The organism is Hydrotalea sp., from assembly GCF_049968455.1.
Lineage (GTDB): Bacteria > Bacteroidota > Bacteroidia > Chitinophagales > Chitinophagaceae > Hydrotalea.
In genome coordinates this window covers 38,915-50,132 of sequence record NZ_JBMFQT010000019.1, presented here as the reverse complement: position 1 = coordinate 50,132, position 11,218 = coordinate 38,915, and the positions used below count along the sequence as shown (strand labels likewise).

Below are 11,218 nucleotides of genomic sequence, written 5' to 3'. Positions count from 1 at the left end.
TTAACAAAGCAATACTAAAATGGTTGCCCATGTGTTGCTGTAATAATATGCCGAGCTAAATAAGGAATGCGACGCATTATTTCTAAAGAAAGCGAGGTTAACCATTGTGAACCCATTAATGATTGTACTTTTCTTCCATACCATAACCTAGTTTCAAAATGGTGTCGCCAGTTAATGATGTAGCGCCGCTCCATTTCAGGCCTATTAATATTCCCTTTCAAAAAATTGTCAACCACAGTAAAAGCTAACTTACCGGAATGCATGGCCATACTCATTCCATTACCACATAACGGTGTAATTAAACCGGCAGCATCACCAACCATCAAAACATGGTTTTGCACTTGCGATTTTGGCGCGAAAGATACTTGAGCTATAGTCTCCGGTTTTTCATATAAAAATTCTGCCTCACGAAATATTTTCTTTAAAGCAGGATTTTTATACAAAACTTTTTCCTGCATAACCTCAATTCTATTTTCATTTTCTTTTAAAGTACGCATTGTAGTTAGATAACACAAACAACATTTTTCATCTTCAATCGTGGAAATACCACAATAGCCATTTTTGAAATTATGAAGTGCTATCAAATTGTTAGGAAAAGGATAACGGATATGATATTTAATGCCAATGTATTTATTATCAATTGCATATTTTCTATCTTCTTTAATTCTATTCCACTGCACATCCAAATTACTACGTTTACCAAAACTGCCTATAACAATTCTTGATGAAAAATTTCCTTTAGCTGTATGTACCTCAAAATTATCTTCCAAGAAACTAACGTTCAAGACCTTTGTACGCGAAAATACCTGTACTTTTTTTTGTACAGCAAGTTTATATAATTCATCATCTAACTTAAACCTGCTTATTCCAAATCCTCCTAAATCTAATTTAAACGGATATGCATTGCCGTTTATATCTGTTAATAACAATTTTTCAATTTCAGGCAAGTTCCATGAGCTTAATGGTAGTCCTAATTGAATTAAAAATAATTTACTTTCATTACTTACATATTCGCCGCATACTTTATGAAATGGATATTGTTCTTTTTCAAAAACTGCTACCCGGTAACCGGCACCAGCACATTGTATGGCAAAAGTTAAACCACCCAGGCCACCACCTACAACAACTACATCAAAATTATTTTGTTTTTGCATGTTGCACCAAGATTAAATATCGAAATGCCCATTTCCAGGAAATAGTATAATATTGAATATTAGTAAGCGCCAATAAAGCAATCCACTCTTTTTTTCGCCATCCTCTAGCTACGCTTAAAGCTGCATCATATTTTACTAAATATGATTGTGAAAATATTTTAGTAAGGAATAAAATAGAATAGTAAGCTAAATAATTTCTATGCAAATCATTTATGAAAAAACCTAACTCAGAATTTTCTTTCATCCATTCTAATTGGAAACGAATTTCATTATCTGTGAAATGATGGCAGAATAAACTTGAAAATATAATATCGGGCTTTTGTTTAAAATTAACAGTGGCATAATCTGCTATTATCCAATTCGTATTTATTCTACTGTCAAATAATTCTTTAGCAACATCAATACAATTCTTGTTTTTATCAATTCCAACTATGCTAAGGATAATATTATGCCGAATACAAAAATTAGCAATAGCTTTTAAATTATCGCCTCCGCCACAACCTATTTCACAAACAGTAACTGATTTCCTATTACCTACTAATTTTTTAAACCCATTCAATGTAATTTTATGCCCGCCTAACCAAGTATTAATTACACTCAATTCCTGCATGTTTATTTTGATGTCATCAAAAGGGATATTCTCACCATCTAATAATTCAGGTTGATATGAGCGTTTTTGCAAATTCATATTAAAGTAGCAGTAAAGGTTTCCATTGTTAAACCAGGGCCGAATGCTACTCCAAAAATGGACTCTTCGTGCAATGGCTTTTGCTTTATAATTTCATTTAACACAAATAATATACTTGGTGAAGACATATTTCCATAGTTTTCTAAAACATATCGGGAAGGAATTGTTTTACACGGCAACAATTGTAATTTTTGTTCAACCACGTCAATAATTTTTCTTCCTCCGGGATGAATACACCAATGAGTAATATCTTTTGTTAAAAGATTGTTTTTTTCTAATGCATTGGTTACTAAAGTATCAATATCGCTTTCTATAATTGTTGGAATAAAACTACTCAAGGTCATTTCGAAGCCATTATTACCGATTTTCCAAGCCATATCGTTTTTACCTTTCGATTCGATTGAGGAATAAAAATTATTTAGTTGAACAATAGCTTTTAAACTATTTTGAACACTTTGATTAGAAACTAATACAGCAGCAGCTCCATCAGCAAATAACATACTACTTGATGCATTATCTTCAGAAAATTTTGGCTGAAAATGTATTGTACATAATTCAACAGCCACAATTGCTACTAAAGCATTTGGCTCTGCATTGCAAATATAATTGGCCATTTTTAATGCATGTATAGCAGCGTAACATCCCATAAAATTGACCGATGTTCTAAAAATATTTTTAGGCATTTGAAGCATTTCAACCAATTGCAAATCAATACCGGGGGCACACATACCTGTACAACTTACTGTAATAAGATGAGTAATTTCAGAGGATACTGCTACCCCCTCTAAACAATTTTGAAGAGCAGAAAAAGCCAGCTGTGGTGCTAACAACTGATATAGCTCCATACGCTTAGCTACAGAAGGGTTTTCTTTTCTGTCAATAAATAATTGTCTGTCATTTAGTTCCTGATTTGAAAAATCATCAAGTACGGAGTAGCGTTGACGAATAGAACTTTGACGGTATAAATAGGCTAAGATTCGTTTTTGTGATTGGTTTAAAGCATACATATCCTGCATAAAATGCAGAATATGTGTTTGCTGATGACAATATTTTGGCACAGCAGTTCCTATGGATATGATATTAGCCAAAGTGTTTCAGTATAAGTATAAAAATAAAAGCTACATTAGTAAATATAGCAGCAATCCAATTCATTCGCATTGTTTGTTTAAAGTTTGCATATGTGACATCTTTCCACACCCAATACAACCAGTAAAAAAAGTAAACCAATACAGGCACAAAAAACAATTGAATAATGATAAATATGTAGGCAGTAGCTATACTTATAAAATAGTAGGCCATACATAAAAATGCCAACATATACATGAACATACAAAACAAAAATGTTCCTTTTACACCTAACAACATGGATAAGGTAGTTACACCATCGGCTTTATCAGCTGCATGTTGGTATACCTGTGTAATTGGGTAAAAACCACCAATCAATAAAATTGAAATTAAGACTCCAATTATAGGGAAAGTAACAATTGACTCGTAAGTTGAAGCTATATAAACAGTAAAAAAAATCAAACCTCCTTGATTGAGTACCACCGTAAGAAAACCAATAACCGGAAATTTTTTTAATCGAATTCCTCGGTAGCTATAAAGCCGAGAAAAACATACATATATGCCTATACATATGCCAACAGTTGTACTTAACTGAAGTGCCCATAAAATCGCTAATACATCCATTATTAATGAAACATAAAATAGTTGCTTAGAGGGCAAAAGTGGTTTAGCTACCCCGCCAATACTTTCGGTATCCTTATCCATATAACTATTATAGGCATTACTTGCAGGATATAATAAAACATGAATAATGATAAAAAGCTGTAATGCAATTGCCCAATGTACTGTTTTTACAAACAATAAAGCAAACCAAAATACCGGCATTAAAAAAAAAGAAAAAGGGAAGCGTAATAATTGTAAAGTGGATTGCTTTAGCATGGTTGATTATTATAGTCGAACTTGTTTGTTCGCATAATTGATAATTATAATAAACACTTTCCCCTCAATACCATTAATCTAATAAATGCTCTGAATGAAGTTCAGGTATTACTACCTCTTTAAATCCTTTTCTCAATAATCTACTGCGAAAATCTTGTTGTACATCATATTCTCCGTGCACTAAGAATAATATGCGTACCAAATCTTTTTGTTGGCAAGCTACAAACTGCAATAAATCGTCGTAATCACCATGCGCACTCATACTATGCATTTCACCAATTTCAGCGACTACTTTATAATAATCGGCAAATATTTTTACCTCTTTTGCACCAGCCAATAAACGTCCGCCAAGGGTATGCGGCTCGCAATAACCCACCATTAAAATGGTATTTTTATTATCACCTATATTATTCAAAATATGATGTTTTACCCTGCCGGCATCAGCCATACCACTTGCAGAAATAATTACACAAGGTTCAGTTTTAAAATTCAATGCTTTACTTTCATCTACTGTTTTAATAAAAGTCAGACCGGGAAAATCAAATGGATCACTATCTGTTTCCATTATCTTCCTAATTCTATTATTAAAGTATTGCGGATACGATTTTACCACTTGTGTAGCTTCTCTACTTAAAGGACTATCCACATAAACAGCCACTTTTGGTAATCTTCTCTCTAAAGAAAGTTGATTTAAAGCATATAATAATTCTTGGGTACGTCCAACACTAAATGCTGGTATAATTAATTTTCCTTTTTTTTCAACACAAGTATGTTCAATCCACTTTAATAAAGTATCGGGTATACTATGTACTTCATCGTGCAACTTATTGCCATAAGTGCTTTCTAAAATAATATAATCAGCTTGAGAAAATGTTTGTGGCGAACGTAAAATAACATCATTATATCGACCAACATCACCGCTAAAAGTTATCTGTTTGGTCTTGCCATTTTCCGTAACTCGTAAATGTATAGCTGCACTACCGATAATGTGACCTGTATCGGTAAACATAAATTCTATACCTGGCTCAATAGTTGTCCATTCACCATATTCAGCCAAATTAAAATAATCAAAAGCTTTTTCTGCATCCGATAAGTCATATAAAGGTTCATAAGGAGGAAGCCCTTGTTTGGCCCTTTTTTTATTAATGAATTTAGTATCATCACGTTGAATTTCTGCGGAATCTTGTAATAAAACATCACTTAATTCACGAGTAGCCGGCGTTGAAAATATTTTACCCTGAAAACCTTCTTTTACCAACTTTGGTATTAGCCCACAATGATCAATATGTGCATGCGATAATATTAAATAATCAATCTCAGAGGGTACAAACCCAAATTCCATATTCAATGGTTCAGTTTCTTTACCTAAACCTTGGAACATACCACAATCTAATAATATCTTTCTTCCATTATCTAATTTTACGAGATGTTTAGAGCCAGTAACTGTTCTAGCTGCACCATGAAATACAATTTTCATATTTAAACTAAATATAAATTATTAAATGATTCTTTTAAAGTTAATACAAATTCATATTCAACTTTCAAATACTGGTTTATTTTCTTTTAAAACTCCATTTAAATTCAAAAATGGCAACAATTTCATCATGTTCATTTACTCCCACTGACCGACAGGTAATGCTCACTCCTTCACCGGTATTAATTGTTTGTTGAATAGCTGCAGCAATTTCTTCCCCATTGTTACATTTAAAATAAACAAAACCGGTAGCTTTTTTCAGAAATTGGGCATTTAAACCAACTACCAACATACTTACGTTTACGCGCTTATCGGCAATATGTGCAAAAGCTAAAATGCCGGTACTTAACTCTGCTGCCATACTTAGCACAGCAAAATATATGGAACGAAATGGATTTTTATTTAAATAACGATACTTTACGCCAATGACTGCCTCATTGGTTGTTAATTGTTTTACACATAAACCTGCCCAAAATGCCATGGGCAAATTTTTTAATAAAAACAACCGATATAAGAATGGGTTACTAACAACGTTTTGAAAGGATTGGAATGATTGTACTTTCATATATGCAAACTGAATAAGCTACAATTTAATAAATTATAGCCGGCAACCCAAACAAAACAACATTAAAGCAATAGAGCAGCTAATGCATAATCAGCAAATAGAATTAAAATGCAACTGGTTACTACGGCACTGGTACTAGCTTTTCCAATTTCTAATGCACCGCCCTTTACAAAGTAACCAAAATAAGCAGGAACACTGCTAATAATAAAAGCAAAGGTGTATGATTTGTATAAAGCAAATTGTATGTTGTAAAGATTTAAATTTTGCCGTAAACCAACATCATAAATATCATGCGATATAATACCGGTTAAACTCCCGGCTTCTCTTCCACCCCATATTCCTAACACAGCTGAAATAACTATTAGTGCAGGAACAACTATTAAAGCGGCTAATATTTTTGGGAACAACAAATAACTTTTTGTATTGATTCCCATAATTTCAATGGCATCAATTTGTTCGCTAATGCGCATATTACCTAATTCACTTGCAATTTTACTACCTACAACTCCCGCCAATACAATACACACAACTGTTGGCGAAAGTTCCAAAATCATACTATCACGAACAATTTGTGCAATGGTTGCTTGAGGCACTAAAGGGCTAACCAATTGATAGGCAGTTTGTACTGTTGTTACCGCACCTAAAAACAAAGAAATTATTACAACAATTGGTAAGGCACCTACACCAATATCAACACATTGGTTCATCAATTCCTTCCAATACATTTTCCAGTTTTCAGGCTTAGTAAACATGCCCTTTAACAACAATAAAAAAGCGCCTAAATGCGAGAAAAATGACATTCGTTTTCGTTTGTGTATTGTTAGATTGTAAAAAACTTATTAAAAATATTAATTCTTTTTCAAACGGCGTTTTTTCCACCATTTGGTTTTTTGAATTTCTGCTTCAGTATCCAATTTACATTTCATTTGTGCATCAACAACGGCTATTAATGCCATATTTACAATACTACGCACACTGCTACCCAATTGCAAAACATGAACCGGTTTTTTTAGCCCTAATAAAATGGGCCCAATTGCATCGGCACCACCTAACTCTTTCAGCAAATTATACGCAATATTTCCTGAAGTAAGATTAGGAAAGATAAGTACGTTCACATCCTGATCAACCAAATCACTGAACGGATAATTATCTTTTAAAATTTCATTATTAAAAGCTAGGCTGGCTTGCATCTCTCCATCAATAATTAATGAAGGGTTTCGTTGCTTTACAATTTGTACAGCTTCAGCAACCAACTTTGCCTCGTAAGAATTACTGCTTCCAAAGTTACTGTAACTAAGCATTGCAATGCGAGGGATTAAATTAAATGTTCGTACCTCACGGGCTACCATTAAAGTAATATCAGCTAACTCTTCAGCAGAAGGATTAAAATTAATTGTAGTATCTGCCAAAAATAAAGGCCCACGTTTCGTAAGCAATAAATACATGCCTGCTATATTTTTTACACCCTCATCGGTTCCAATAATTTGTAATGCAGGCCTAATGGCATCGGCATAGTTGCGAGTTAGTCCCGAAATCATTGCATCAGCATCTCCTGTTTCAACCATCATGCAACCAAAATGGTTCCTATCTTTCATACGTTTAAAACTCTCATAACGGTTAAACCCTTTGCGTTGTCGTTTCTGGAAAAATATTTGTCCATAAAATTCACGCTTATCTGCACAAGCTTCACTTCTTGGATCAATTATGGGCAAATCAGAAATATCAATACTGTTTTCGTTGGCTATACGTATAATATCTTCTTCAACACCTAATAATATAGGGTATCCAATTCCCTCATCATAAACAATACTGGCTGCTTTTATAATTTTTAAATTATCTGCCTCTGCAAAAACAATTCGTTTGGGTGCTCTGCGTGCTTTGTTACTAATAATCCGCATCAGCTGGTTGTCTAATCCCAGGCGCTTATTCAGTTCCAGCGCATATTCATCCCAATTTTGAATGGTGCGTTGTGCCACACCACTTTCAATGGCAGCCCGTGCTACTGCAGGCGCTACGGTAGATAGTAAACGCGGATCAATTGGTTTGGGAATAATATATTCCGGTCCGTAGCTTAAATTTCTCTGGTTATAAGCCAGGTTTACAATATCAGGCACCGGTTTACGGGCCAATTCGGCCAAAGCCTTCACTGCAGCTAATTTCATGGCTTCGTTAATTTGAGTAGCACGTACATCTAATGCGCCCCTAAAAATGTACGGAAATCCCAATACGTTATTTACCATATTCGGATAATCGCTTCTGCCGGTAGCCATAATAATATCTTTCCTAACGGCAATTGCATCTTCATAACTTATTTCCGGATCGGGATTAGCCATGGCAAATACTATAGGATTCTTAGCCATGCTTTTAATCATTTCTTTAGATACAACATTACCTACACTTAAGCCTAAAAACACATCAGCATCTTTCATTGCTTTTGCCAAATCCCAGTCGGGTTTATCAACTGCAAATTTCTTTTTTAAATCATCTAAGTCGGTACGGCCTTTGTGTAACACTCCATCTTTATCAAACATAATAAAGTTTTCATACTTCGCCCCTAACTCAATGTACAATCGTACACAAGCCATGGCTGCGGCACCTGCACCATTTACTACAAATTTAGTTTTTTCAATTTTCTTTTTTTGAATATCTAATGCATTCAGCAAAGCAGCGCTACTAATAATTGCAGTGCCATGCTGGTCATCATGCATAATCGGGATTCTAAGTTGTTTACGCAGTTGTTCTTCAATGTAAAAACATTCCGGTGCTTTAATATCTTCCAAATTAATACCGCCAAATGTTGGCTCTAAACTTTTTACAATAGCCACAAATTTTTCCGGATCCTTTTCATTAATTTCAATATCAAACACATCAATGTCCGCAAAAATTTTAAACAAAACTCCTTTCCCTTCCATCACAGGCTTGCTGGCTTCGGGGCCAATATCGCCCAAACCTAACACTGCCGTTCCGTTTGAAATAACGGCAACCAAATTGCCTTTTGCTGTGTATTTGTAAATATTTTCAGGATTTTCTTTAATAGCCTTGCAAGGCTCTGCAACACCGGGGCTATAGGCTAACGATAAGTCGCGCTGTGTTTTTGCTTCTTTGGTAGGTATTACTTCAATTTTTCCCGGGCGTCCTTTGGCATGGTATTCCAATGCCTCTTCTCGCTTTAACTTTTTAATATCCATGGCTGCATTTTTTTGTTGCCGGCTAATACAACTTTGGGCATCGCCTGTTGTGTCACTCACTTCAGGGTTCGGGGCAGTGGGCAACAATGCCGTTGCCAAAAACATTGTTTTAGCCGCATGCAAAGTACAACTAAAATACAGAAATAACCATGATTGTAACTAGTGCTAAAAATTTTGCGTGTAATCGGCCATATGTGTTAAGCCATGCTGATGGGCAAATAAAGTTAAATGCTGACGGCTGGTAAGTTTTAATTTATTGGATACTGCTTCAAAATAGCCATGTACCGATTTTTCACTTAGGTTCATTAAATCGGCCACTTGCTTATACTTTAACGAAGTGGCAGCTAAAATAATGAATGCCATTTCTTTGGGGTTAAGTGTAGGTAATGCATTCCGAAAAGCAATAATTTTTTCTTTCCGCTTTTTAACGGTTACCAAAATGTGCTCAATATCAAAGTCAAGCCTATAGTCAATAAAAATATCTCCTTTTAGCACTTTCTCAATGGCTTCGGCCAAAATATTTTCCAACAAGGCTTTTGCAACAAAACCATCCATTCCGGCTGTAATAGCATGTATGGCCATTCCTTCAGTACTATGCGAGGTTAATCCTATAATACGAATTTGGGGAAATTGATCTTTTATAAAACTGGTGGCTTCAATACCATCTATCAATGGCATTTCAATATCCATTAATATTACATGAGGTAACTCTTTGTGGGTAATTATTTCCTTCAGTAAATCCATACCGTTACGAGCAAAATACAACAACTGCATTCCTGGTTCCCGTAATACCCAACCGGTAGTTTTATCTAAAAAATTTACATTATCTTCTGCAATCACTATTAAGGCCATACTCAGCAGCAAATTAGAATATTACATCAATTTATATTGCAAGGTATGGGTTTACGCTTTACAAAAATTCCGTGAAATCACCTGATTTTTTTGTTGAAAAGTATAGTAGATTTGCAAGTTTATATTGTTTCCTAATTAAAAAATTTCATCATCCATATTTGAATTATATGGAAGCACTTGCTCCCAACCAAGCCATCATACCCATTCCAATTTCTATTGCTGCTTCATCAATATTAAAAGTGGGTGTATGTACCCCGGAAATAATTCCTTTTTCTGCGTTCATTACACCTAACCTAAAAAAACAGCCGGGTACAACCTGCGTATAATAACCAAAGTCTTCAGCACCCATTCTTACTTCCGTTTCTTCAATATTATTTTTACCCATGTATTGGTTAGCTAATTGCCATGTCTTCTCCGTCAATTCAACATCGTTATCAACAGTTGGGTAACCAATATCAATATGCAGTTGCACTTCTGCCCCCATACTTTTAGCCATGCCATTTACAATTTGATCAATTAATGTATGAGCTTTAAAGCGCCACTGTTCATCCATCGCTCTAAACGTTCCCATTAACTTAACCTCGCTGGGTATTACATTAGTAGTATGCCCTCCTTGTATGGAACAAATTGATAACACTGATGGCGACAAGGGGTTGTTATTACGAGAAATAACTTGTTGTAAGGCAGTAATGATGTGGGCAGCTACCAAAATAGTATCAACAGTTAAATGAGGCGCAGCCGCATGTCCACCTTTACTTTTTATAGTAATATAAATTTCATCGGCACTTGCCATTACGCGTCCTTTTCTAAAACTTAGTCTTCCTATTGGCAAACCCGGATGCACATGTAAGCCAATAATACCTTGTGGTTTAGGATTTTCTAATGCGCCTTCTTTAATTAATAAACTAGCACCGCCTGGATTTCTTTCTTCACCGGGTTGAAAAATAAATTTTATGGTACCTTTCCACTCATGCTTCAACTCATTTAATATTTTAACTGCCCCCAACAAGCAGGTGGTATGTACATCGTGCCCACAGGCATGCATTACACCATCATTAGTTGAGCGATAGCTAACCGTATTTTCCTCTTGAATGGGCAAAGCATCCATATCGGCACGCAAAGCCATTATTCGAGATGCAGGTTCAATTCCTTCAATTGTACCAACAACACCTGTACCTGCTTTTACTTGAAATGGTATACCACACTCCGCTAGTTTTGATTGAATGAATTTAGAAGTTTCAAATTCCTGATAACTTAATTCAGGGTGTGCATGTAACCAATGGCGCACTTCAATAAATTCGTTGGCATATAACTTAGCCTTTTGTTGAATGGCTGACAAAAGCATAATGACAG

The 11,218-nt window shown here is 34.9% G+C and carries 10 protein-coding genes; all 10 read right to left on the bottom strand.

The annotated features are described in order from the left end of the window. Positions 1–14: 14 nt before the first annotated feature. Positions 15–1,154, bottom strand: coding sequence for an NAD(P)/FAD-dependent oxidoreductase (locus ACP5P5_RS12285; protein ID WP_428286410.1), 1,140 nt, complete (start codon positions 1,152–1,154; stop codon positions 15–17). Further along, on the bottom strand, positions 1,138–1,842 hold the full coding sequence (locus ACP5P5_RS12280) for a methyltransferase domain-containing protein (protein WP_428286409.1): 705 nt from the start codon (positions 1,840–1,842) through the stop codon (positions 1,138–1,140). Before ACP5P5_RS12280 ends, ACP5P5_RS12285 begins: the two co-directional genes overlap by 17 nt. Beyond that, positions 1,839–2,900 (bottom strand): type III polyketide synthase, encoded by a 1,062-nt coding sequence (locus ACP5P5_RS12275; protein WP_428286411.1) that lies wholly within the window; start codon positions 2,898–2,900, stop codon positions 1,839–1,841. Before ACP5P5_RS12275 ends, ACP5P5_RS12280 begins: the two co-directional genes overlap by 4 nt. A gap of 22 nt (positions 2,901–2,922) precedes the next feature. Continuing rightward, complete coding sequence (locus tag ACP5P5_RS12270) at positions 2,923–3,786, bottom strand: UbiA family prenyltransferase (protein WP_428286408.1); 864 nt, start codon at positions 3,784–3,786, stop codon at positions 2,923–2,925. Between the two features lie 73 nt (positions 3,787–3,859). Then, entirely contained in the window at positions 3,860–5,263 is a 1,404-nt protein-coding gene (locus ACP5P5_RS12265) for an MBL fold metallo-hydrolase (RefSeq protein WP_428286407.1), read from the bottom strand. Positions 5,264–5,339: 76 nt separating this feature from the next. After that, on the bottom strand, positions 5,340–5,741 hold the full coding sequence (locus tag ACP5P5_RS12260) for a DUF4442 domain-containing protein (RefSeq protein ID WP_428286406.1): 402 nt from the start codon (positions 5,739–5,741) through the stop codon (positions 5,340–5,342). Positions 5,742–5,887: 146 nt separating this feature from the next. Beyond that, the gene (locus ACP5P5_RS12255; RefSeq protein WP_428286405.1) at positions 5,888–6,625 is read right to left on the bottom strand and encodes an MlaE family ABC transporter permease; all 738 of its coding nucleotides are present in this window, start codon (positions 6,623–6,625) and stop codon (positions 5,888–5,890) included. A gap of 48 nt (positions 6,626–6,673) precedes the next feature. After that, positions 6,674–9,112: an NADP-dependent malic enzyme gene (locus ACP5P5_RS12250; protein ID WP_428286404.1), complete on the bottom strand. Its 2,439-nt coding sequence runs from the start codon at positions 9,110–9,112 to the stop codon at positions 6,674–6,676. 66 nt (positions 9,113–9,178) lie between these two features. Then, the gene (locus tag ACP5P5_RS12245; RefSeq protein WP_428286403.1) at positions 9,179–9,865 is read right to left on the bottom strand and encodes a response regulator; all 687 of its coding nucleotides are present in this window, start codon (positions 9,863–9,865) and stop codon (positions 9,179–9,181) included. A gap of 163 nt (positions 9,866–10,028) precedes the next feature. Next, the gene (locus ACP5P5_RS12240) at positions 10,029–11,210 is read right to left on the bottom strand and encodes a M20 metallopeptidase family protein (RefSeq protein WP_428286402.1); all 1,182 of its coding nucleotides are present in this window, start codon (positions 11,208–11,210) and stop codon (positions 10,029–10,031) included. Between the last annotated feature and the right edge of the window lie 8 nt (positions 11,211–11,218).

Bases quoted from the DNA above. Each gene is read 5' to 3' on its own strand.
- ACP5P5_RS12285 (WP_428286410.1), bottom strand. From the start codon at position 1,154: ATGCAAAAACAAAATAATTTTGATGTAGTTGTTGTAGGTGGTGGCCTG.
- ACP5P5_RS12280 (WP_428286409.1), bottom strand. From the start codon at position 1,842: ATGAATTTGCAAAAACGCTCATATCAACCTGAATTATTAGATGGTGAG.
- ACP5P5_RS12270 (WP_428286408.1), bottom strand. From the start codon at position 3,786: ATGCTAAAGCAATCCACTTTACAATTATTACGCTTCCCTTTTTCTTTT.
- ACP5P5_RS12265 (WP_428286407.1), bottom strand. From the start codon at position 5,263: ATGAAAATTGTATTTCATGGTGCAGCTAGAACAGTTACTGGCTCTAAA.
- ACP5P5_RS12260 (WP_428286406.1), bottom strand. From the start codon at position 5,741: ATGGCATTTTGGGCAGGTTTATGTGTAAAACAATTAACAACCAATGAG.
- ACP5P5_RS12255 (WP_428286405.1), bottom strand. From the start codon at position 6,625: ATGTCATTTTTCTCGCATTTAGGCGCTTTTTTATTGTTGTTAAAGGGC.
- ACP5P5_RS12245 (WP_428286403.1), bottom strand. From the start codon at position 9,865: ATGGCCTTAATAGTGATTGCAGAAGATAATGTAAATTTTTTAGATAAA.
- ACP5P5_RS12240 (WP_428286402.1), bottom strand. From the start codon at position 11,210: ATGCTTTTGTCAGCCATTCAACAAAAGGCTAAGTTATATGCCAACGAA.